General features: G+C 73.6%; 22 protein-coding genes. 14 read left to right on the top strand and 8 right to left on the bottom strand.

Annotated elements, in window-relative coordinates; genetic code table 11:
• Positions 1-317: 317 nt before the first annotated feature.
• The 8 genes from N5875_RS03370 (at position 318) to N5875_RS03335 (ending at position 10,449) form a co-directional block, all read left to right on the top strand.
• Positions 318-1,538, top strand: a complete 1,221-nt coding sequence (locus N5875_RS03370; RefSeq protein WP_338491712.1) for a DUF6777 domain-containing protein — start codon at positions 318-320, stop codon at positions 1,536-1,538.
• 160 nt (positions 1,539-1,698) lie between these two features.
• Positions 1,699-3,678 (top strand): SpoIIE family protein phosphatase, encoded by a 1,980-nt coding sequence (locus N5875_RS03365; RefSeq protein ID WP_318212037.1) that lies wholly within the window; start codon positions 1,699-1,701, stop codon positions 3,676-3,678.
• 140 nt (positions 3,679-3,818) lie between these two features.
• On the top strand, positions 3,819-5,165 hold the full coding sequence (locus N5875_RS03360; RefSeq protein ID WP_338491710.1) for a wax ester/triacylglycerol synthase family O-acyltransferase: 1,347 nt from the start codon (positions 3,819-3,821) through the stop codon (positions 5,163-5,165).
• A 126-nt stretch (positions 5,166-5,291) separates the two neighbouring features.
• Positions 5,292-6,164, top strand: coding sequence for a DNA-formamidopyrimidine glycosylase family protein (locus N5875_RS03355; RefSeq protein WP_318211991.1), 873 nt, complete (start codon positions 5,292-5,294; stop codon positions 6,162-6,164).
• A 46-nt stretch (positions 6,165-6,210) separates the two neighbouring features.
• On the top strand, positions 6,211-6,978 hold the full coding sequence (locus N5875_RS03350; RefSeq protein WP_318211990.1) for a LytTR family DNA-binding domain-containing protein: 768 nt from the start codon (positions 6,211-6,213) through the stop codon (positions 6,976-6,978).
• 99 nt (positions 6,979-7,077) lie between these two features.
• On the top strand, positions 7,078-7,494 hold the full coding sequence (locus N5875_RS03345) for a hypothetical protein (protein WP_318211989.1): 417 nt from the start codon (positions 7,078-7,080) through the stop codon (positions 7,492-7,494).
• Between the two features lie 10 nt (positions 7,495-7,504).
• Positions 7,505-9,244: a cation acetate symporter gene (locus tag N5875_RS03340; protein WP_318211988.1), complete on the top strand. Its 1,740-nt coding sequence runs from the start codon at positions 7,505-7,507 to the stop codon at positions 9,242-9,244.
• Positions 9,241-10,449 (top strand): histidine kinase, encoded by a 1,209-nt coding sequence (locus N5875_RS03335; RefSeq protein WP_338491707.1) that lies wholly within the window; start codon positions 9,241-9,243, stop codon positions 10,447-10,449. Before N5875_RS03340 ends, N5875_RS03335 begins: the two co-directional genes overlap by 4 nt.
• A 40-nt stretch (positions 10,450-10,489) precedes the next feature.
• Here N5875_RS03335 and N5875_RS03330 read toward each other — a convergent pair whose 3' ends face one another.
• From N5875_RS03330 to N5875_RS03320, 3 genes are all read right to left on the bottom strand, one after another.
• Positions 10,490-10,993: a hypothetical protein gene (locus N5875_RS03330; RefSeq protein WP_318211986.1), complete on the bottom strand. Its 504-nt coding sequence runs from the start codon at positions 10,991-10,993 to the stop codon at positions 10,490-10,492.
• A 284-nt stretch (positions 10,994-11,277) separates the two neighbouring features.
• Positions 11,278-11,691 (bottom strand): PaaI family thioesterase, encoded by a 414-nt coding sequence (locus N5875_RS03325; RefSeq protein WP_318211985.1) that lies wholly within the window; start codon positions 11,689-11,691, stop codon positions 11,278-11,280.
• Between the two features lie 4 nt (positions 11,692-11,695).
• The gene (locus tag N5875_RS03320; protein ID WP_187621285.1) at positions 11,696-12,253 is read right to left on the bottom strand and encodes a sigma-70 family RNA polymerase sigma factor; all 558 of its coding nucleotides are present in this window, start codon (positions 12,251-12,253) and stop codon (positions 11,696-11,698) included.
• 271 nt (positions 12,254-12,524) lie between these two features.
• Between N5875_RS03320 and N5875_RS03315 the strand changes: the two genes are divergently transcribed.
• Positions 12,525-13,739, top strand: a complete 1,215-nt coding sequence (locus tag N5875_RS03315; protein WP_318211984.1) for a CapA family protein — start codon at positions 12,525-12,527, stop codon at positions 13,737-13,739.
• 103 nt (positions 13,740-13,842) lie between these two features.
• Here N5875_RS03315 and N5875_RS03310 read toward each other — a convergent pair whose 3' ends face one another.
• Complete coding sequence (locus tag N5875_RS03310; RefSeq protein ID WP_318211983.1) at positions 13,843-14,304, bottom strand: universal stress protein; 462 nt, start codon at positions 14,302-14,304, stop codon at positions 13,843-13,845.
• A 105-nt stretch (positions 14,305-14,409) separates the two neighbouring features.
• On the opposite strand from N5875_RS03310, the gene N5875_RS03305 reads away from it, so the two are divergent.
• Complete coding sequence (locus tag N5875_RS03305) at positions 14,410-15,264, top strand: polysaccharide deacetylase family protein (RefSeq protein WP_338491704.1); 855 nt, start codon at positions 14,410-14,412, stop codon at positions 15,262-15,264.
• 108 nt (positions 15,265-15,372) lie between these two features.
• Here the strand turns inward: N5875_RS03305 and N5875_RS03300 are convergent, their stop codons facing one another.
• Entirely contained in the window at positions 15,373-16,035 is a 663-nt protein-coding gene (locus tag N5875_RS03300) for a class F sortase (protein ID WP_338491702.1), read from the bottom strand.
• Positions 16,036-16,482: 447 nt separating this feature from the next.
• Here N5875_RS03300 and N5875_RS03295 point away from each other — a divergent pair, with 447 nt between their 5' ends.
• Positions 16,483-16,968, top strand: a complete 486-nt coding sequence (locus tag N5875_RS03295; protein ID WP_318211980.1) for a hypothetical protein — start codon at positions 16,483-16,485, stop codon at positions 16,966-16,968.
• 96 nt (positions 16,969-17,064) lie between these two features.
• On the opposite strand, the gene N5875_RS03290 is transcribed toward N5875_RS03295, so the two are convergent.
• The 3 genes from N5875_RS03290 to N5875_RS03280 all read right to left on the bottom strand — a co-directional run bounded on the left by N5875_RS03290 (position 17,065) and on the right by N5875_RS03280 (position 18,706).
• Positions 17,065-17,622, bottom strand: coding sequence for a hypothetical protein (locus N5875_RS03290; protein ID WP_318211979.1), 558 nt, complete (start codon positions 17,620-17,622; stop codon positions 17,065-17,067).
• A 168-nt stretch (positions 17,623-17,790) separates the two neighbouring features.
• Positions 17,791-18,555 carry a hypothetical protein gene (locus tag N5875_RS03285; RefSeq protein ID WP_318211978.1) on the bottom strand — a complete coding sequence of 255 codons (765 nt, stop codon included), beginning with the start codon at positions 18,553-18,555 and terminating at the stop codon, positions 17,791-17,793.
• A gap of 19 nt (positions 18,556-18,574) precedes the next feature.
• The gene (locus N5875_RS03280; protein WP_338491699.1) at positions 18,575-18,706 is read right to left on the bottom strand and encodes a hypothetical protein; all 132 of its coding nucleotides are present in this window, start codon (positions 18,704-18,706) and stop codon (positions 18,575-18,577) included.
• A gap of 28 nt (positions 18,707-18,734) precedes the next feature.
• Here N5875_RS03280 and N5875_RS03275 point away from each other — a divergent pair, with 28 nt between their 5' ends.
• The 3 genes from N5875_RS03275 (at position 18,735) to N5875_RS03265 (ending at position 22,703) form a co-directional block, all read left to right on the top strand.
• Positions 18,735-19,076 (top strand): hypothetical protein, encoded by a 342-nt coding sequence (locus tag N5875_RS03275; RefSeq protein WP_338491697.1) that lies wholly within the window; start codon positions 18,735-18,737, stop codon positions 19,074-19,076.
• 652 nt (positions 19,077-19,728) lie between these two features.
• On the top strand, positions 19,729-20,541 hold the full coding sequence (locus N5875_RS03270; protein WP_318211976.1) for an SAM-dependent methyltransferase: 813 nt from the start codon (positions 19,729-19,731) through the stop codon (positions 20,539-20,541).
• Positions 20,538-22,703: an EAL domain-containing protein gene (locus N5875_RS03265; RefSeq protein WP_318211975.1), complete on the top strand. Its 2,166-nt coding sequence runs from the start codon at positions 20,538-20,540 to the stop codon at positions 22,701-22,703. The genes N5875_RS03270 and N5875_RS03265 overlap by 4 nt, the downstream gene beginning before the upstream one ends.
• The last annotated feature ends 22 nt before the right edge of the window (positions 22,704-22,725 follow it).

Genomic DNA, 22,725 nt, shown 5'->3' with positions numbered 1-22,725 from the left:
CGTTCAACTGTCGATCCCGAGCGTAGAGGGTTTCTTGAACGCGTTCAAGTGGGGGTGCCGACACGGTCGGCGGCCCTCCGCTTGCGGGGCCCCACGCACTGCGACAGACATGAAGGACTGGCCGGAACCGGGCGCCGTGGCCCGGGGGAGAGAAAGCGGGAGAACCAGTGCGCTCACCCCTCAGCCGGACGCGGCGAACCCCCACCGCTCCCGGCGCGACCCACCCGACCGCTCTCGACGCGACCACCTCCCTGGCGGCTCCGACCACTTCTCGAGCGGCTCCGACCACATCCCCTGCGGCTCCGACCACTTCCCGAGTGGCCCCGCGCGCGGCCGTGGCGCGTTCCGCGCTCGCGGCGCTCACCGCGTCGCTCCTCCTCGCGGGGTGCAGCTCCGTCTGGGAGGGGTCCCACGGCGGCGCCCAGCCCGCCGCGGCCGGTTCGGCGCAGGACGTCTTCCTCCAGCCGCTCGCCGCCCCGGGCCCCGACCCCTTCACCGAGTCCTCGGCCCGGGTCACCGCGCAGACGTCCTCCCCGCCCCGGAGGGGGAACCCCGAGGCCGAGCAGGTCCGCGAGATCACCGGCTCCACCCCCGGTCTCTACGGCGGCACGCGCGCGGAGGGCAGCTGCGACGTCGAGCGGCAGGTCGCGTTCCTCTCCGCAGACCAGGACAGGACCCGTGCCTTCGCCGAGGCCGCCGGAATCCCCGAGACCAACGTCGCCGACTGGCTGCGCGGGCTGACCCCGGTCGTCCTGCGCTCCGACACCCGGGTCACCAACCACGGCTACCGCGACCGCAGGGCCAACGCCTTCCAGTCCGTCCTCCAGACCGGTACGGCGGTCCTCGTGGACCAGTACGGCTCCCCACGCGTCCGCTGCGCCTGCGGCAACCCGCTCCGCACCCCGGCCGCGATCCGGGACGGCATCCACCAGGGCGACCCCTGGGACGGCTTCGACCCCGACCGCGTGATCGTCGTCCGGCCGACCACCACCGTCGTCACCAGCCTGGTCATCGTCAACGCCGCCGACCGCAGCTGGATCGAGCGGGCCACCGGCAGCGACGGGGCCGAGGACCGCAAGCCCGCCGTCGAGCCGGACTGCGACCCGGACGCGTGCGCCCTCGCCGACGCGGCGCGGCCCGACCCGGCCAGGCCGGACGGCGCCACACCCGACCCGAGCGCCCCCGACCGCCGCACGGCCCCCGACTCCGCCTCCCCGGACACCCCCTCCCAGGCGCCCGTCCCGCCCGCTCCGGTCCCCCCGGCCCCGGAGAACCCGCTGCCCGACGCCTCCGGGACCGGGGGCACCGGCACCGACCCGAGCCCGGCCGACCCGAGCCCGGCCGACCCCGACCCGTACCCCGTGCCCGACGAGGATCCGTACCAGGACCCGAACGCCGACCCCCCGATGTGGCCGGACCCGGCCGACCCGTACGCGGAGCCCCCCGGCGAGCAGACCGTGCCGGACGGCGAGCTGCCGCCGGACGAGCTCTTCCCCGCCGAACCGGTCCCGGACCAGCCCGAGACCTTCGAAGGGTGAAACGGATCTTCATGGTGCGCACGGGCGGGGCTGCGCCTAGCGTGGCCCCATGAACGCGGGCAACGGGGGCGGGGATGCGGTCGAGCGGCTCAGCCGCGTCCTTGAGGGAGCGGGCGCCGGGACGGCGCGGATCCTGGCCGAATTCGGTACGGCCTTCCGGATGGGCGGGTTCGACTGGGATCTCACCACCGGCACGATGATCATGGACGAGGCCGCCCTCGACGTCTTCGACCTGGACCGCGCGGAGTACGACGACCGCCCCGAATCGCTCGGCTCGCGGGTCCTGCCGGACGAGGGCCGCCGCCTCGACACCCTGGTCGCGCAGGCGCTCAAGGACGGCAGCGCGGAGTACGGCGCGTACTTCCGCATCCGCCGCCGCGACGGCGGCCACCAGTGGACCCACACCCAGGGCATCGTCCACCGCGACGACACCGGCCGCCCGGTCCGTATCGTCGGCGTCGTCCGGGACGCCACCCATGAACTCACCGAGTCCGCCGCCCGGCTCGGCCTCGACGAGGGGCGGCGCCGACGCGCCGGGGTCGTCGAGGGCACCACGGCCGCCCTCGCCTACGCGCGGACCGTGCAGGACGTCATCGACCTGCTCAACGACTCCCACGCGCTGGAACACTTCGGCGCCGCGAGCCTCGTCATGGGCCTCCTCGACGCCGGCCGCATCCATCTGGTCGCCGAGGGCCCCGAGGGCGCCTTCGTGCCGGGCACCCGGTTCACCCGGGTGGACGAGCCGTACCCGATGAGCGAGGTGATCCGCACCCTGCGGCCGCGCTTCATCGACTCGGCCCGGGACTTCGCCGCCTCGTTCCCGGTGCTCTGGCCGCACATCAGCGGACTCGGCATCACCGCCGCCGCCTATCTGCCGCTCATCGCCCAGGCCCGGCCCATCGGCGCGCTCGGCCTCCTCTACAGCGACAAGACCGGCTTCAGCGAGGACGAGCGGACCCTGCTCGTGGCCCTCGGCAGCAGCATCGCCCAGAGCCTCCAGCGGGCCATGCTGTACGAGCAGGAGCACGACCTCGCCGAGGGGCTCCAGCAGGCGATGCTGCCGCGCCGGATCCCCGACGTGCAGGGCGCCCAGACGGCCGTCCGCTACCGCTCGGCCCGCCTCGGCCGGGACATCGGCGGGGACTGGTACGACATCATCCCGCTCCCCGGCGGGCGGGTCGGCGCCGTCATCGGGGACGTACAGGGCCACGACACCCACGCGGCGGCCGTGATGGGCCAGCTGCGGATCGTGCTGCGCGCGTACGCCGCCGAGGGGCACACCCCGGCCACGGTGATGGCCCGCGCCTCCGTCTTCCTGCACGAACTCGACACCGAACGCTTCGCCACCTGCACGTACGCGGAGGTCGACCTCGGCACCGGAGTCGTCCAGGTGGTGCGTGCCGGCCATGTCGACCCGTTGATCCGGGAGATGGACGGGCGCTGCCGCAGGATCCCCGTGGAGGGCGGACTGCCGCTCGGGCTGTCCGCCGAGTTCGGCCGGCTCGACTATCCGGTGACCACGCTGGAACTGGACCCCGGGCAGACCCTGATGCTCTACACCGACGGTCTGGTCGAGAAACCCGGTTCCGACCTCGACGAAGGCCTCCAATGGCTCTCCGCCCTCGTCCGGCGCGGGCCCGCCGACCTCCAGGAGCTCGCCGACCACCTGTGCGACGTGGTCGCCGACCGGGGTGGCGAGGACGACGTCGCGATCCTGCTCCTGCGCCGCCGGACCGCGACCGCCGCCCACGGGGCGGGCCGGTTCCAGCAGCACGTGGCCCAGAACGACCCCGAGGCACTCAGCTCGGCCCGGCATATGATCAGGGCCGCGGTCCAGGCCTGGGGCGCCGAGGAGCGGGCCGACGAGATCGAGCTGGTCGCCGACGAGCTGATGACCAACGCGCTGATGCACACCGACGGCGGGGCCATCGTGACCCTGCGGATCCTCGGCGGCGCCGAGCGCCGGCTCCGGGTCGAGGTCGAGGACCGCTCCAGCGCGCTGCCCCGGCGCCGCGAGGCGGGGGAGGCGGGCGTGTCCGGGCGCGGGCTCCTGCTCGTCGACCAGATCTCCGACGTGTGGGGAGTGGAGTCACGGGGGAGCGGCAAGTGCGTGTGGTGTGAATTCACCGTGCCGAACTGAGCCCGTCACGGAGAAGTGCGACCGTTAACAGAAGAGTGCGACTGTTAACAGAGCGTGCACTGATCATACTTGACCGTAACTGTCGGTGCGCGATTGACTTCGACTTCCGCTCTCCGCGCAGCACGTACGTGAGGACACCCGTGAGCAGCGAGCTACTGGCACCACTGGACCTGGCCTTCTGGCACCTGGAATCCACCGCGCACCCCCTGCACCTCGGGGCGCTCGCCCACTTCGGCCCCACCCCCACGGACAGCGGCCAGGAGCCGCCGGACGTCCTCGGCCTCCTCGCCCGCCGCGCCGCCGCCGTCCCCCGGCTCCGCATGCGCGTCCGCGACGTCCTGCTGCCCGTCGGCGGCGCCGCCTGGAGCGCCGACCCCGACTTCGACGTGAGCCGCCACGTCCACGAGATCACCCTCCCCGGCGCCGACTTCTCCGCCGAGGCCGCCCGTCTCGCCGCCGAACTCATGGAACGTCCCGTCGCCCGCGGTCTGCCGCCCTGGGAGATGTACCTGCTCAGCGGCGCCCCCGACGGTTCCTTCGCCGTCCTCGTGAAGCTCCACCACGCCCTCGCCGACGGCATGCGCGCGGTCGCCATCGGCGCCGGGATCTTCGACGAGATCGCCGCGGGCCGCCGCCCCGCCGGCCGCGTCCGGTCCGTACCCCCACGCTCCTGGTTCCCCGGGCCCGGACGGCTCCTCGGCATGGCGCGCGACCGGCTCGGCGACCTCGGCCGGGCCGTCGAGGTCGGAGCCTCCGTCGTCCGCGCCAGCCGCCTCGACGGGCGGCCCACCGCCGCACTCGCCGCCGAGTCCAGCGGCACCCGCCGGATCGCCACCGCCTCGCTGCCCCTGGAGCGAATCCACCGGATCCGCCGCACCACCGGCGGTACGGCCAACGACGTCCTCCTCGCCCTCGTCGCCGGGGCCCTCCGCCACTGGTTCGACGGGCGCGGGCTGCCCCTCCCCGCAGCCGACCCCCGGGCCCTCGTCCCCGTCTCCCGGCGCCGGCCCGGCACCCCGCCCGGCCCCGGCAACAGCCTCTCCGGCTACCTCCTCGACCTGCCCGTCACCGAGGCCGACCCGGCGGCCCGGCTCGCCGCCGTCCGGAGCGCCATGGACCGCAACAAGGCCGCGGGCCCCCTCAGGGGCGCCGGGGCCGTCGCCCTCCTCGCCGACCAACTTCCCCCGCTCGCCCACCGCTTCGGAGCCCCCTTCGCCGCCGGCGCCGCCCGGCTCCTCTTCGACCTCCTCGTCACCCAGGTGCCGCTGCCCCGCTCCGCGCTCTCCCTCGGCGGCGCGCCGCTGCGCGCGCTCTTCCCCATGGCCCCGCTGGCCCGCGGCCAGTCGCTCGCCGTCGCCATGTCCCCGTACGGCGGGCAGGTCCACATCGGACTCGTCGCCGACGGCGAGGCCGTCCCCGACCTCGACGCGCTGGCCGACGCCCTCACGGCCGAACTCGACCTCCTGGACCCGCCCGACACGCCGTAGGGGGTGTCCGGACGGCCCCGCCCGGTCCGCGCGGGGGTGTCCGGCAAGCCCCGCCCGGTCCGCGCCGGACACGACCCCCAGGGTGTCCGGCGCGCGGCCCCGCCACCCGTGCGGCAGGGTGGAACCATGCCCGAACTCCCCGAGGTGGAAGCGCTCCGCGCGTACCTCGACACGCACCTGGTGGGCAAGGAGATCGCCCGCGTGCTGCCCGTCGCGATCAGCGTCCTCAAGACGTACGACCCGCCCCTCAGTGCCGTCGAGGGCGCCGAGGTCACCGCGGTCGGACGGCACGGGAAGTTCCTCGACCTCACCGCCACGGGACCCGCCGGCGAGCTGCACCTCCTGATCCATCTCGCCCGCGCGGGCTGGCTCCGGTGGCAGGACCCGCTGCCCTCGGGCCCGCCGAGGCCCGGCAAGGGCCCGCTGGCGCTGCGGACCGCGCTCACCGGCGGCGACGGCTTCGACCTCACCGAGGCGGGCACCACCAAGCGCCTCGCCGTGTACCTGGTGCACGACCCGCAGGAGGTGCCGGGCGTCGCACGGCTCGGACCCGATCCGCTCGCCGAGGACTTCGGCCCCGAGGAGTTCGCCGCGCTGCTCTCCGGCGAACGGCGCCAGATCAAGGGCGCCCTGCGCGACCAGAGCCTCATCGCCGGCATCGGCAACGCGTACAGCGACGAGATCCTCCACGCCGCGAAGACATCACCCTTCAAACCCACCCAGAACCTCACCCCGGAGGAGACCACCGCCCTCTACACGGCGATGCGGACCACCCTCCACGAGGCCGTCGAACGCTCCCACGGCCTCGCCGCCGGCAAGCTCAAGGCCGAGAAGAAGAGCGGCCTGCGCGTCCACGGCCGCACCGGCGAGCCCTGCCCCGTGTGCGGGGACACCATCCGCGAGGTCTCCTTCAGCGACTCCTCCCTGCAGTACTGCCCCACGTGCCAGACCGGCGGCAAACCGCTCGCCGACCGCCGTCTGTCCAAGCTCCTCAAGTAGCCCGACGCCGCGGAGGTGCTCGCGGCCGCCCGTTACACTCCGCCGCATGCTGCGCGTACTGGCCGTCGACGACGAGGAACCCGCCCTCGGGGAGCTGCTCTACCTGCTGCGCGCCGACCCCCGCGTCCGCTCCGCCGAGGGCGCGGGCGACGCCACCGCCGCCCTCCGCAGGATCGGGCGTGCCCTGGAGACCGGACCGGACGGCGACGACGCCGTCGACGTCGTCTTCCTCGACATCCACATGCCCGGCCTCACCGGACTCGACGTGGCCCGGCTGCTCGCCGGGTTCGCCCGCCCGCCGCTCGTCGTCTTCGTCACCGCCCACGAGGGCTTCGCGCTCCAGGCCTTCGACCTGAAGGCGGTCGACTACGTCCTCAAGCCCGTCCGTCGCGAGCGCCTCGCCGAGGCCGTCCGCCGTGTCCATGACCTCGTGCACGCCACCGCGGCCCCGGTCCCGGCGGCGCCCGCCGCACCCGCCGCACCCGAGCAGATCCCCGTCGAACTGGGCGGGATCACCCGCTTCGTCTCCGTCGACGACATCGCGTACGTCGAGGCCCACGGCGACTACGCCCGCCTGCACACCGACCACGGCAGCCACCTCGTCCGCATCCCGCTCTCCACCCTGGAGGAGCGGTGGGCCGCCCGGGGCTTCGTCCGCATCCACCGCAGCCATCTCGTGGCCCTCGCCCGGATCGACGAGCTCCGCCTCGACGGCGGCGCCACCTCCGTACGGGTCGGAGACACCGACCTGGCGGTCAGCCGGCGGCACGCCCGCCCCCTCCGGGACCTGCTGATGCGCCGGGCCGGAGGCTGAGCCGGTCCTGCGCCGCCCCCTACCGCAGGTGCTCCCACCTGCGTAGACTCCACGCGACCCGGGCCCCGAGGGCCGCAAGTCCGACGGAAGCGGACGCCGATGTCCGAGCAGCACCCTCCCCCCGCCTTCGGCCGGGGGGACTCCCAGCGCCGGCCCCGCCGCGAGACCGTCACGTACGCCTCCGCCCACGGCGCCGGGACGACCGTGCCGGGCCCCGCCCGGCGCCGCCCCGTCCACCCGCCGGCCCGCTCCGAGATCGACGAGCAGACCACCCTCGGCCACACCTACGTCCGCTCCCTGATGCGCAGCCAGCTGCGCGCCGCCCTCACCGCCCTGGGGGCGCTCGCCCTGCTCGTCGGCTCGCTGCCGCTGCTCCTCGCGCTGCCCGCGCCCGAGGCCTTCGTCTGGCTCGCCCTCGGTGTCGGGGTGTATCCCGTCGTCTGGGGGATAGCCCACTGGTACGTACGGCGCGCCGAACGCAACGAGCGGGACTTCACCGGCCTGGTCGAACGGTGAAGCACTCCGCGTGAACCAGACCTACGCCGTCGCGGCAGTGACCGCCGTCGTCCTCGCCACCGTCCTCATCGGCGCCCTCGGCCTCCGGATCTCCCGGACGACCTCCGACTTCTACGTGGCCTCGCGCACCGTGCGGCCCGGCCTCAACGCCGCCGCGATCAGCGGCGAGTACCTCTCCGCGGCCTCCTTCCTCGGCATCGCCGGGCTCGTCCTCGTCCAGGGCCCCGCGATGCTCTGGTACCCAGTCGGCTACACCGCCGGCTACCTCGTCCTGCTGGTCCTCGTCGCCGCCCCGCTGCGCCGCTCCGGGGCGTACACCCTCTCCGACTTCGCCGAGGCCCGCCTCGAATCCCCGCAGGTGCGCCGCCTGGCCAGCCTCTTCGTCGTCGGCATCGGCTGGCTCTATCTGCTGCCCCAGCTCCAGGGCGCAGGGCTCACCCTGGAGATCCTCACCGGCGCCCCCGACTGGGTGGGCGGGCTGCTCGTCGCCCTCGTCGTCACCGGCACGGTCGCCGCGGGCGGGATGCGCAGCATCACCTTCGTGCAGGCCTTCCAGTACTGGCTGAAGCTGACCGCCCTGCTCGTCCCCGTCCTCTTCCTGCTCGCCGCCTGGTACGGCGACGGGGCGCCCAGGGCCCGCTTCGACGCCCCTGCCGTGCTGCGCGGCCACACCGTCGTCAAGGTCGCCGACACGGTACGGATCGGGCTCGACGCCCCGCTCACCCTCACCGTCACCGGCAGCGTCGACTCGGTCCCGTACGAGCGGGGGACCGTGGTCCTCGCCCCCGGCACGCATCACGTCCTCGGCGGCACGACCCTCGCCTTCGCCCCGGGAGCGGCCCTGCCCGAGAGGGTCGCCAGCGGTACGGATCCTCTCGGCTGGTCGCAGCCGCTGGCCGGCGGCCGCGACGGACACCAGCTGTACGCCACGTACGGACTGATCCTCGCGACCTTCCTCGGCACCATGGGCCTGCCGCACGTCGCCGTCCGCTTCTACACCAGCCCGCACGGCCGCGCCGCCCGCCGCACCACCCTCGTCGTCCTCGGACTCGTCGGCGCCTTCTACCTGCTGCCGCCGCTCTACGGCGCCCTCGGCCGGATCTACGCCCCCGAGCTCGCCCTCACCGGCTCGGCCGACGCCGCCGTGCTCGTGCTGCCCGACCGCATCCTGGGCGGGCTGCTCGGCGACCTCCTGGGCGCGCTCCTCGCCGGCGGCGCCTTCGCCGCCTTCCTCTCCACCGCCTCGGGGCTCACCATGTCCGTCGCCGGGGTCCTCACCCAGGACGTGCTGCCGTCCCGGGGCGTACGGCACTTCCGCCTCGCTACGCTGCTCGCCACCGCCGTACCGCTGGCCGTGGGGGTGGTCGCCTCGAAGGTGCCGGTCGCCGACGCCGTCGGCCTCGCGTTCGCCGTCTCCGCCTCCTCCTTCTGCCCGCTGCTCGTCCTCGGCATCTGGTGGCGGCGCCTCACCCCGCCCGGCGTGACGGCCGGACTGCTGCTGGGCGGCGGCTCCGCGCTCGCGGCCGTGATGGCGACCCGGGCGGGGCTCGCCCCCGAGGGCTGGCCGCACACCCTGATGGCCTGGCCGGCGGTCTGGTCGGTCCCGCTCGGCTTCCTCACCATGGTCCTGGTCTCCCTGGCCACACCCCGCCGCGTCCCGCCCGGCACCCCGGCGCTCCTCGCCCGTCTCCATCTGCCGGAGGAGATCGCCGGCACCGTCCCCGCTCCCGCCCAGGAGGTCCGCCGATGAGCGGCATCGCCCTGGCCGCGGCGGCCGCCGCCGGGGCCGTACTGCTCGCCGCGGGCTTCGTCCTCGGGCGGTTCGCCGCCCGGCGCGGTGGCCGCGCCGCCGATCCCGACCTCGGCACTCCCGTCGAACGGGCCACCTTCCACACCCTGCACACCGCCTCCCTGGCCGCTCCGCCGCTCCGCGCCGGACTCACCGAGGAGACCGCGCGCAGGGCGGCCGGCACCCTCCGCTCGCTGCTCGGCACCGAGGCGCTCTGTCTCACCGACCGGGGCGCCGTCCTCACCTGGGACGGACCGGGCGAGGACCATCACCGGGCGCACGTCCCGGAGCAGGCCGCCGAGACCCTGGAGACCGGCCGCAGCAGGTCCGTGCACACGGACTGCGCCGACCCCGCCTGCCCGCTGCGCTGGGCGGTGATCGCCCCGCTCACCGGGGAGGACGGGGTGCTCGGCGCGCTCGTCGCCTACGGCTCGCGGGAGTCCGCCGTCCTGGTGCGGGCCGCGACCGAGGTGGCCCGCTGGGCCTCCGTACAGCTGGAGCTCGCCGAACTCGACCGCTCGCGCACCCGCATCGTGGAGGCCGAGATCCGTGCGCTGCGGGCGCAGATCTCCCCGCACTTCATCTTCAACTCCCTCGCCGCCATCGCCTCGTTCGTCCGCACCGACCCGGAACAGGCACGCGAACTCCTCCTCGAGTTCGCCGACTTCACCCGCTACTCCTTCCGCAAGCACGGCGAGTTCGCCCAGCTCGCCGACGAACTACGCTCCATCGAGCAGTACTTGGCGCTCGCCGGGGCGCGCTTCGGGGAGCGGCTGAAGGTGACGCTGCAGATCGCCCCCGAGGTGCTGCCGGTCACCCTGCCCTTCCTGTGCCTCCAGCCCCTCGTGGAGAACGCCGTGAAGCACGGCCTGGAGGACCGGGAGCGGGGCTGCCGGGTCACGATCGCCGCCCGCGACGCGGGTGCGGAGGCCGTGGTGACCGTCGAGGACGACGGCATCGGCATGGACCCGGAGCTGCTGCGCGCGGTCCTGCGCGGAGAGCACCCGGCCGGCTCCGGCATCGGCCTGTCCAACGTGGACGAGCGGCTGCGCCAGGTGTACGGGGCGGAGTACGGGCTTGTCATCGAGACCGGGGTCGGCGCGGGGATGAAGGTGACGGTGCGCATCCCCAAGTACCGCCCGGGCGTGCACCGTTCATCGCCCTGACCGCGCACGGACCGGCAGGGACCGGGCAGGGACCGGTCAGTCAGCGCAGATGCAGGGAGAGATGGGCGAGCGGCAGGCCCAGCTTCCAGGCGGGCAGCCAGATCTGCTCCTCCTCGTCGACGGGGCAGCCGGACGCGTCGTCCGTCCGGCCGTCGAGGTCGGCGGCGCGGACCCAGGTGTCCCGCAGGCCGCGCCACGCGGTCTCCGCGAGCGCCAGGTCGGGGCTGTCGCCGCCGGCCGAGCGCCGCGCGGCGAGCCGCTCCTCGACCCAGGGCGGCCAGGGCCGGTCGTACGCCGTGTGCCGCAGCCACTCGTCGATCCGGCAGGCGGGCCGGCCACCCACCGGCCCGTCCGGTTCCTCCGCGAGGTGGACGGTGAGGGCGAGCGCCTGGAGGCCTGCCCGGTACTCCAGTGAGCCGGGCGCCACGAGGGCGGCGGCCCGCAGCACCTCGTCGGCCAGGTACTCGGCGCACAGCCAGGCCATCGGGACGGCGAGTTCGCCGCCACTCGTGCCGCCGGCGCCGTTCGTGCTCTCGGGGCGCAACGCTCCCACCTTCTCCCGGACATCGGGGGACCCGGACGTGTGGGACCCGGGGAGAGCTTCCTCCGTGGAGGGCGCCCGCGTGTCCCGCTTTGCTCAACTCGCCCGTGTGGTTTCGGATACGTTTCCCGGCCGGATCGGTGCCGGTGGGATTACTGATGTCCGGGGAGGTGTACGGGGCGGGGGAGGCGTCCGGACGGCGGGCGCGCCCGCTCCGACGGCCGCCCGCTCCGACGGCCGCCCGCTCCGACGGCCGTCGGGGTGGCGGCCCCGGGAGGTGGGGCGGCTCAGCCGAGGAGTGCGTACACCGCGGTCGCGTGGGCCGCGGTCTCCTCCGTGCCCTCGGCCGTCATGGCGATGTCGGCGAAGGCCATCCGCTTTCCCGCCTTGGTGAGCCGGGCCCGCACCAGGACGTCGGCCCCGACGACCGCCCGCTGGAAGCTGATGGACTGCTGGACGGTGGTCATGGGCACGAAGCCGCCCCGGGCCGCGGCGACCGCGATCACGGTCGCCGTGTCGGCGGCGGCCATGAGGGCCTGGCCGGACAGGCCGCCGCCCTCCCGGGCGAGCCGGTCCGACCACGGGAGCCGGAGCAGGGCCTCCTGGCTGTCGACCGATTCGACGGTCAGCCCCAGATCGAGCACCCAGGGCGCGAAGTTGTCGGCGAGGATCTTTTCGGCGGCGGCGAGTGTCAGCGTCACGGCGTCATTGTGGGGCCGTGACACGGGGCCGGGCAACGGCCGCGCGGTGCGGCCGGTAGCCGGGCAGCGAGCGGCCCAGCTGCCGCAGCGCGTAGTGGGAGCGGGACTTGACGGTGCCGGCCGGGATGCCGAGGTCGACGGCGGCCTCGTTGACGGTCAGGCCGTGGAAGTAGATCCGGACCAGGACCGCGCGGTGCTCGGGGCTCAGTTCGCGGACGGCCGCCCGTACGTCGAGCGCGGCCTCGGCCGAGGCGGTGGCGTCGTCGGGGTCGGGGGTCACGGCGAGGACGCCGTCCCCGATCTCGGCGGGCCGGGCGAGGCGTGAGCGCCGGGCGTCGATGGCGAGGCGGCGGGCCACGGTGAAGAGCCAGGGGCGCATCGAATCGTAGGGGCCGTCGAAGGCCTCGGGGTGGAGCCAGGCCCGTACCAGGGTCTCCTGGACGAGGTCCTCGGCCCGCTGGCGGTCCCCATAGGTGAGGCCGAGCAGGAAGGAGAGGAGCGCGGGGCCGTGGTCCCGCTGCAACTCCTCGAGGGTCCGTTCGTCGGTGGTTGCCGTTGTCATGCTCCCCGCCTCTCCTGCGGCTCGTCGTCCGGGGCGTATCGGAACCCATTCGGACGGCAAGGGACAGGGAACGGACATCGGTCTGCGACGAACGGTCGCACCGAGCGGCGAGTGGTACGCCGAGCGGTCGCGAGGCGGTCGACCGGAGTCATTGCGTCCGTTTCAGCGTGGTTCCTGACGCTCTGCGGCCTTGACCCTTGACTGCGGCTTTCCCGCGAGATGAATTCGTATGAACAGATGTTCATCCCATGAATCGGGCGGAGTGCCGTACATGACCTCACGCACCAGACCCGCGGGCGTCGCGGCGCTCGCCGCCGTCCTGCTCGCGGCGGCGACCGGCTGCACCGACGGGAGCGGCCCGGCCGGCGGAGCCCCCAGCCCCGAGGCCGCGACCGGGCGACCGGGATCCGCGCGGCCCGCCGCCCCGTCCGCCGCACCCGGCGGGGCATCCGCGCCCGCCGGGTTCACCCTCGTCGCCTCCGGAGACGTCCTCCCGCACGACTCGATCATCCGCCGTGCCGCCCAGGACGCGGGCGGGGACGGCTACGACTTCACGCCGATGTTCTCCGGGGTGAAGCCCGTCGTCTCCCGTGCCGACCTGGCCATCTGCCACATGGAGACCGTGTACGGGAAGGACGGCGGGCCCTACACCGGCTATCCCGCCTTCAAGTCGCCGCCCGAGGTCGCGGCCGCGCTCAAGGCCACCGGCTACGACTCCTGCTCCACCGCCTCCAACCACACCCTCGACGACGGCGCGGCGGGCCTCGGCCGCACTCTCGACGCCCTGGACCGGGCGGGTGTCCGGCACGCCGGGTCGGCCCGAACGGCCGAGGAGGCGGCGCGGCCCACCCTGCTCAAGGCGGGTGGTGCCACCGTGGCCCAGCTCGCCTACACGTACGACACCAACGGCTATCCGATGCCCGAGGGGCAGCCCTGGGCCGTGCAGAAGCTCGACGAACAGAAGGTGATCGCCGACGCCCGCGCCGCCCGCGCGGCCGGCGCCGACGTGGTCGTGGTCAGCGTCCACTGGGGCAGCGAGTGGCAGACCGAACCCGACCAGCGGCAGCTCACGCTCGGTCGCTCGCTCACCGCCTCGCAGAGCGGCGGCCGCCCCGACATCGATCTGATCATCGGAACGCACGCCCACGTGCCGCAGGCCTACGAGAAGGTCAACGGCACCTGGATCATCTACGGGATGGGCGATCAGATCGCCGGCGACATGATCAACCACGCGGGCGCCTACGACCCCCGCGGCAACCAGGGCAGCATCGGCCGCTTCACCTTCGGCCCGCCCAGGACGCCCGGCGGGCGCTGGGAGGTCACCAAGGCCGAGTTCGTCCCCCAGTGGTTCGACACCGCGCGCGGCCGGGTGGTCAACCTCGCCGCCGACGGCTCCGATCCGCACCGCACCGAGATCCGGGACACGATCCGGCAGGTGGTGCTCAGCCGCGGCGCGGCCGAGGACGGCCTGGTGATGGGCAAGTAGCCCGCCACCGACCGCGCGGGCCGGTCAGGGCGGCGACGGGTCCGGTCAACGGCGACGGGCTGGTCGCGGTCGCGGCGAGCCGGTCACGGCGGCGGCCGGCCGGTCACGGTACGACGGTGACCGGCCAGCGGCCCGCCTTCACGAGCCGGACGGCCACGGAGCCCACGAACCGGTGGCCGGCCGACTCGGACGCGCCCACGACCACGGCGTCCGCCGTCAGCTCCTCCGCCGCCTGGACCAGGCCCGCGTAGGCGTCGCCCCGGAAGGTGTGGAACTCCCACCGCATCCGCCAGAGGTCCTTCACCCGCTCCGCGGAGGCGCGGATCTCCGCGACCAGGTCCTGGGCGATCTCCTCGGTGGTCCCGGCCGTCGGCGCGCCCATGGCGGCGCCCGCGGTGATCAACGGCTGCACGTAGACGAGCGCGAGCAGGGCGTTCTGCCGCCGCGCGAGCCCGGCCGCGTAGGCCGCCGCGCGCAGCGAGGAGGCCGAGCCGTCGATTCCCGCCATGATCACTTTCGGACCGTCGGTACCCCGTTCGAACCGACCGGGCTGCTGTTCGCTCACCCTTCGAGGCTATCGGCTCATCGGGTGCTTTCGATGGGGCGGTCGGTGTCGATGAGCCGCGCAGGCTCTCATCCGTATGAACCATTGGTCATGAAAAAGGATCAGATGCCCAACGGGCGCCGTGCGGTGCTGCGGCTCGCCGCCGCCCTCGGGGCCACCGCCACCGTCGGAGTCATCGCGGCGGACCGGCTCGCGGCGCCCGAGCGGGCCGGCGGGACCGCCGCGCCCCCGGCCCCACCCCGCCGGGGAGCGGGCCCCGCCGCGGGCCCGCAGGCGCAGGCCGCCCGGCTGCGCCCCACCTCGTACCGCCTCCAGCCGATGACCGCGTACGCGCCCCCGGCGTACCGGCGGGCCGTGCCCCCGGTCCGGCAGCGGCCCTTCCTCAGCATGTCCGGGGTCGGCCGTTCGATGGTGCTCAGCTTCGACGACGGCCCCGACCCCCGCTACACCCCGGGCATCCTGGAGACCCTGCGCCGCCACGACTGCCGCGCCATGTTCTTCGTCTGCGGCGAGATGGCCGTCGAGAACCCGGACCTGCTGCGGGAGATGGCCGCGGACGGGCACGTCGTCGGCAACCACTCCTGGTCGCATCCCCTCATCCCCAAGCTGCGGCCCTCCCGCATCCGCGACGAGCTCGGCTCCACCAGCGAGGCCGTCGAACGGACCCTGGGGACGGCCCCGCTCTGGTACCGCGCGCCCTACGGGGCCTGGAACCGGCACTCCTTCGAGATCGGGGCCGAGCTGGGCATGGAGCCGCTCGCCTGGACCGTCGACACCCTGGACTGGAAGGAACCCGGGGCCGACACCATCGTCCGCCGCGTCCTCGACGGTGCCGCGCCCGGCGCCGTCGTCCTCTCCCACGACGCCGGCGGCGACCGCGCCCAGAGCGTGACCGCGCTCCGTCGCTATCTGCCCGAACTCCTCGACGCGGGCTACCACATCACCGTCCCCCGACGCTGACCCCTCAGGTACGGGCTCCGGGACGGCTCCGGTAGGGGCTTCGGTACGGGCTCCGGTACGGGAAAGGGCCCCGGCACCACCAGGTGCCGGGGCCCTTCGCCGTACCCGCTAGCGGGTGCCGACCATCCGCGCGTACACGACGACGTTCCCGTCGTAGCCACGCGCGCGCGTGTAGCCGCCGCCGCAGGTGATGACCCGCAGCTCGGGCTGGCCGGTGTCGGCGTACACCTGCACGCCCGGGAAGTTGTCCTTCGAGTACACCTCGAGCCCGTAGATCTCGAAGACCGCGACCCGGCCGTCGTACCGCTCGACCTCGATGTGCTGGCCCTTCTCCAGGGAGCCCAGACCGTAGAAGACCGCGGGGCCCTGCGCGTTGTCGACATGGCCGACGACCACCGCGGTGCCGCGCTGGCCGGGGGAGATGCCGTTCTGGTACCAGCCGGCGAGGTTGGCGTCCTCCGGCGGCGGGGCCGCCACCCAGCCGTCCGGGTCCAGGCCGACGTCCATGATCGGGGCGGCGACCCGGATCGCCGGGATCTTGATCCGGGAGGCGGGGGCGAAGGTCAGCGGCTCCAGACCCTCGGTCGCCCCGTCCTGCGGCGGGGCGACGGGGCGCGCCACCGGACGGGCCGCCGCGGCGGGCTGCGGGGGCCCCAGCGCGACGTCCACTCCGTTGCGCATCATCGCGATCCCGGACAGCATGGCGAGGGCCAGGACGCCCCAGGGTTGGCGTCTCCTGCGCTGGAAGACGCGGAAGTCCTTCGGGGGCATGGTTCTCCCTTCGTGGCGTCGTCAGAACGGTAAAGGCGACCTGACGGACCGTCGCGCCGGGCGGTGCGAACGGGTGGGGGCCGCGTCCGGACGGGTGGCGGGGTCGGGGTACGGGGGTGTGCCGACGGACGGCACGGCAGGCCCGGGCGGGCGGTCCTGCAGACGTCGACGGAGAGCCGGCGGGCAGGGGCGGACCGTCTGCGGGAGCCGACAGGCGGGTGACAAGGGGCTGACCCATCCGAGTAATCGTCAGATAAGCAGCCCACTCCGCCCTGACCTGCGGTTCTTCCTCCTCCGACGGTCCGATTCCGGGCGTGTCGCCTCACCGGGGTGGACCAGTGCCGAAGTGCGCAGCTCGTCATGACTTGTGATGGTTCGTCATGGAAGGCGTACTCGTCGAAACTCCCGGAGCACCGCTTTGGGGCGCCTTCCACTGGAGGTTCAACCATGCGTGCTGCACGCACTCTGGCGGTGACCGCCACCGCAATCGCTGCGGTCGGGCTCGCGGCTCCTCTCGCCGTCGCCACCAACGGGCCGAGCAATGTCCAGGTCAACCCGTTCGACGTTCACGCGGGGTCGACGATCACGATCACCGCCAAGGGCTGCGGTCACGGTGGCACCGTCACGTCCAACGCCTTCCCGGAGACCAACCTCTCGGTCAACTCCAACGGGCTCTCCAGCGCCATCGCCCGTGTCTTCAACAACGCCACTCCGGGCAGCTACAACCTCGCCGTCAAGTGCAGCGACAACTCTCGGGTGGTCACGCACCCGTTCCGCGTCCTCTCCGGCCGCGGCGCGCAGGGTGGCATCGGCGGTTCGCTGGCGCCCAGCTCCACGGAGATGGCCGTCGGCGGCAGCCTGGTGGCCGCGGCCGCGCTCGGCGGTGGTCTCTTCGTCGTCCGCCGTCGCCGTATGACCGGCGCGGGGGTCTGACCGGCCGAACCTCCCGGTCCGGCCCGCTACGCCCGTCGCCCCCGAGTCCCCGGCAGGGACCCGGGGGCGACGGGCATCCGGGGCCCTGCCGGGGGCTCAGTGGCGACGGGTCGCGCCGGAGCGGCGGCGGAGCACATACACGCCGCCCGCCGTGGCGGCCAGCACGAGCGCGCCGCCGGCGGCCAGTTCGAGCGGCTCGAAGCCGCCCACGGAACCGCCGAGACCGCCCTGCACGCCCCGTGGGGGAGTGAGGATGGTGGAGCTGATGGTCGGGGTGGCGGTGGGCGTGCCGCTGATCGTCAGGTTCACGGTGTCCATGATCCCGCCGGTGCAGTTGAACGACACCGTGTACACGGCGCCGCGGCGGGCGTCCCAGTCCACGGTGGCGGTCGCCGCCGACCCCGGTGCGATGGTGACGGTGTCGAAGATGCCGGCCGAGGCCGTCGCCGTACTGGCGCAGCCGGGGGCGCTCAGCGTCACCCGGCCGCCCGGGGCGACGACCGAGGGCGACACGACGAAATCGCCCGGTGCCTTGGCCCGTGCCGCTCGCGGGTTCGGTGCGGGAGCACCGTCCGCCGCGACGGCGGTGGGGGCGGCCAGGGCGAGGGCGGCCGCCCCCAGCAGGGCAGTGGACGCGGCACGTATCGCGCGCATGGTGAATCCTCCGGGTCCCGAGGGGCAGCCGCGGAAGGGGGTTTCCGCGAAAGACCGTGCGTACACCTCGATGTCCGAAACGCTAGAAGCGCACTACCACAGCCGCGATCCCAGGCGTGCGAATGGGGCACGCATGTCCCCCGAGTGGCCCACCCCGGCCGTGTCGCCTCACGGTGTGACCTGCGGGAAGAGATCGGTGAACGGCGCGGCGGTGGCCGAGATCCCCCGGCCGAACGGCGCGTCGAAGTCCCAGATGAGGAACAGCAGGAAGGCGATCAGCACGCTGAAGAGTCCGGCGAGCAGCAGTTCGCGTCCGGTCCTGCGGATCTGCAGGGTGAAGATCAGGCCGACGGTCACCAGGGCGCCGATGATCAGGCCGAACCACACCACGCCCGGCATGGTCGCCCCCGCGTTCTGTCCCCGGGCTCCCCGGGCGTCGTCGGCCACCGCCACCTGGTCGACCAGGGGCTGGTACGCCTGTCCCTCGAAGTCGTTGGCAGGCTGGTAGTCGGTGACGCTGCGCCGCACCTTCTCCAGGAGCGCGGTGCCCTCCTCGCTCAGCTCGCCGTGGTCCGCCATGTACGTCCACTCGTCGTTGACCACAAAGCCGACGTACGCGTCGACATCGGCGCGGATGCGCTCGCGGACCGCCTGCGGGTAGACCTCGACGCGGGCCGAGATCTCGTGCATCGCCTGCGCCTCCTGCCGCACGGTCTCCTGCGCGGCGCCGCGGGCCTCCCAGACACCGGCGATGGCGAGACCGAGGACGATGGCGTAGATCACGCCGATCATCATCGTCATGTACTCGATGACGTCCGGGGTCTCGCTGGGGTCGTCGTCCTCGGTGATCCGGCGGTTGTTGATGACGACGATGGTGACGACGACGGCGCACGCGGCGGCCATCGCAAGGGTGAGAACAAGCCATTCAGACATGGATTTACTCCGGTAAGGATCAGCGGGAGCGGGGGCGCAGGATGGCGGTCGCGAGCACCGCGGGAGCGATGATCACCAGCGTCATCGTGACGACGGACGTCCGGCCGGTCGGCTGGGGGCGCGAGGTGCGCTTGTAGTGGGGGAGCGCCACGGGTCCCGCGGCGGGCGGCCGTGGCTGGGTGGCGGGAGACGCGGGAGGCGCGGGCGGCGCGGGAGCGGGAGGCGGCGCGGGCGCCGGAGCGCTCTCCGGCGGCTCCGGGGCGGGCGGCACGGGCGAGGCCGACCCGGGGCGCGGTACCGGCGGGGTGGCCGGGGGAGCGGGCGGCGTGGTGGTCCGTACGGGAGGCGGGGGTGGCGCCGGGACGGAAGGGGGCCGCGGCGCGGGCGTCGTGGGCCGGGGCGGCGCGGGCGTCGTGGGACGCGGGGGCGAGGGCGGTGGCGGGGTGGGGGTGGGCGAGCAGGCGCCCGGCCCGATGACCGCCACCGAGGTGTTCGAACCGTCGGGCCCGGTGGTGGCATAGGCGCAGGAGTCGGCGGCGGCGGGCACGGGGGTGGCGAGAAGCCATACCAGTGCGAGGGCCGCCAGCGGCCGAGCGAGGAGTGATCCGTACAGAGACACGCCGTCGAGCTTGATCACAGACGCGGCCCGCCGGGGCGGAATCGAGCGGGATTCGCCGGATGGAGCGGATCTCCGGACGCACCGGTTTGACGTTTCGCCTCGCTCGAAGCCGGCCGGGGCGACTCGGCGGGGTCAATGCCCGTGTATCGCGGCCCGGATGGATTCCGGAAGACGGCGGACCGGGTCCGTTCCGGCCTCGGATCGATAACTGTCCGGTTGTCGCCCTGTCGGACGGGAAGGAGAAGGGGGCATCCTGCACCGGCGACCAGACCCCTCAGACGGCAACAACCGAGGTACGGACGGGACCTGGGCGTCCACCGCGGGGAGCCGCACTCGGCCGAAGAGCCGACGCACACTCATATGCACGTGAATTTGCACAGCCTGAAGGCGTGAACTCTTCGTTCCCGAGAGCACGTGCCAATGGCGTGTGACCAAGAACGGACCGCGAATTTCCGTTTCTACTCGCTCTCTCGGCGGGCGATCAGTAGCCTCACCTCGAACACCGGCCGCGAACACCTGGCCGCATCCCCCATGGCGACTTGTTGGAGACATTGATGGAGCGTCCCGCCTGGGCTCCGCCTGGTATCGACATTTCGATGCCGAGCGTGTCCCGTATGTACGACTTCTATCTGGGCGGCTCGCACAATTTCGAAGTGGACCGGGAAGCGGCGCGCAAGGCCATGGAGTTCATGCCTGGCCTGCCCAAGATCATGCAGGCGAACCGTGCCTTCATGCGGCGCGCCGTCCGCCACGCCGTTGACAACGACGTCACCCAGTTCCTCGACATCGGCTCCGGCATACCCACCTTCGGCAATGTGCACGAGGTCGCCCGGACCGCCGACCCCGCCGCGCGCGTCGTCTACGTCGACCACGACCCGGTCGCCGTCGCCCACAGCCGCGCCGTCCTGGAGGGCGACGAGGGCGCCGCGGTCGTCGCCGCCGACCTGCGCAAGCCGGCCGACATCCTCCACAGCCCCGAGGTGTCCCGACTCCTCGACCTGGAGCGGCCGGTGGCGCTGCTCCTCGTCGCCGTCCTGCACTTCCTGGAGGACGAGGACCGGCCGCACGAGGCCGTCACGGAACTGCTCGACGCCCTCGCGCCCGGCAGCCTCCTCGTACTCACCCACGCCTCGTACGAGGGCATCCCGCTCTCAGAGGAGCAGGCCGGCGGCACCGTCGGGGTCTACCGGAACATCCGCAACCCGCTGGTGATGCGCTCCGGCGCCGAGATCACCCGCTTCTTCGAGGGCACCGAACTGATCGAGCCCGGCCTCGTCCCGATGCCCCACTGGCGTCCGGACAGTCCGGTCGAGGAGGAGGACCCCTACGCCTTCTCCGGTTTCGCAGGGGTGGGGCGCAAGGCGTGAAGGTCCCGTCTCAGCCGTCCGGCAGCCTTGCCGAAGCCGACGGCCCGGAGGACAGACTCAGGCGGTTCGTCACCATCTGGAGCCGCGCGATCTTCCCGGTGACCGCCACCTCGCTGACCCGCGCCGAGTTCGAGGGCCATCTGCTGCCGCTGGCCCGCACCCTGTACGACGCGCTGCACGCCCGGCCCTTCGACACGGCCCCGGCCCAGCGCGCCGGCGCGGCCCTCGTCGCCGCCCACTGCACCGACCCGGACGCGCTCGGCCGCAGCCTCGGGGTCGTCGACTCGTACCTGGTGCTCTACTGCGGTACGGAGTCGGACCTGCCGGCCGAGGAGCTCCGGGCCCGCTGTTCCCGGCTCCAGCACGCCATGGCCACCGGCTACGCCCAGGCCCTGCGCGAGCGGACAAGGGCTGAGCAGGAGGCCATCGCACGCTCCGCGCTCTCCGCCCGCAGCGCCGCCGAGATCGCCCTGCACGCCACCGAGAGCCGCTTCCGCGCGGTCTTCGACGGGGCGGCGATCGGCATCGGCATCGCCGACCTCGACGGCAACGTCCTGGAGGTCAACGAGACCCTCACCCGCATGTTCGGCGGGATGGAGGGACCGCTGCGGAGCCGGAAGGTCAGCGAGTGGGTCCACCCGGAGGACGGCCCGCACGTCTGGAAGCTGTACGAGGAGCTGGTCCGCGGCGACCGGGAGTCCTACCGGGTCGAGAAGCCGTACTACCGCGGTGACGGAACGGTTCTCTGGACCAATCTCACCGTCTCGCTCCTCCGCGACGCCGAGGGCAACCCGCAGTACCAGCTGGCCCTCATGGAGGACACCACCGAGCGGCGCCTGCTCCATCTGCGCCTGCGGTACGAGGCCACCCATGACGCGCTGACGGGACTGCCCAACCGCACGCTGTTCTTCGAGCGGCTCGAAAAGGCCCTCGCGCCCGGCGAGAACGCCCGCTTCGGCCTCTGCTACCTGGACCTCGACGGTTTCAAGGTCATCAACGACAGCCTCGGCCACTCCACCGGCGACCGGCTCCTCGTCGAGGTCGCCGACCGGCTGCAGAGCTGCGTCACCGGGCCCGGCGAGATGGTGGCCCGGCTCGGCGGCGACGAGTTCGTCGCCCTCACCACCGGCGCCGGCGGCGAGCAGGACGTCACCGAACTCGCCGACCGCATCCTCGCCGCCCTCGCCACCCCGCTCCGCATCGACGGCCGTGAACTGACCGTCCGCGGCAGCCTCGGCGTCGTCGAGGGCCCGGCCGGCGAACGCACCCCGGCCGAGGTGCTGCGGAGCGCCGACATCACCATGTACCGGGCCAAGTCCGCCGGCGGCAACCGCTTCGAGCTCGCCGACCCGGAGGCCGACGCCCGCGCCATCACCCGGCACGGCCTCACCACGGCCCTGCCGACCGCCCTGGAACGCGGCGAGTTCTTCATCGAGTACCAGCCGCTCGTCCACCTCGGCGACGGCAGCGTGCACGGCGCGGAGGCGCTCGTCCGGTGGTGCCACCCGCAGCACGGCGTACTCGGCCCCGACCGGTTCATCCCGCTCGCCGAGGACACCGGGCTCATCGTGCCGCTCGGCCGCTGGGTGCTCCAGGAGGCCGTACGACAGGCCCGGTTCTGGCAGGCCCGGCACGCCGACGGCGGACCGCTGCGGATCAACGTCAACCTCTCCCCGACGCAGCTGCACCACCCGCGCCTGGTCGCCGACACCGTCGACGTTCTGGAGCGGTCCGGGCTCGAACCGGGCGCGCTCTGCCTGGAGGTGACCGAATCGGCGCTGATCGGCGCCGACGAGGACCTGCTCAAGCCGCTGCGGCAGCTCGCCGAGATGGGCGTGGACATCGCGCTCGACGACTTCGGCACCGGTTACTCGAACCTGGCCAACCTGCGCCGGCTGCCGGTGAGCGTCCTCAAACTCGACCGCTCCTTCACCCGGGGCATGCAGCAGCACCCGGTGGACCCGGTCGACCTCAAGATCGTCGAGGGGATCGTCTCCCTGGCGCACAGCCTGGAACTCGCCGTCACCGTCGAGGGCGTGGAGACCGGAGCGCAGGCCCGCCAGCTCCGCGACCTCGGCTGCGACACGGCCCAGGGCTGGTACTACGCCCGCCCCGGCGCCCCGGACCGCATCCACTCCCTGCTCCTGGCGGACGCGGTCTGAGACCCGGACACACGCAACCGGC

This window comes from Streptomyces sp. SJL17-4, assembly GCF_036826855.1.
In the GTDB taxonomy this organism is placed as follows: Bacteria; Actinomycetota; Actinomycetes; order Streptomycetales; family Streptomycetaceae; genus Streptomyces.
This window is presented reverse-complemented; position numbering and strand designations above follow the sequence as displayed.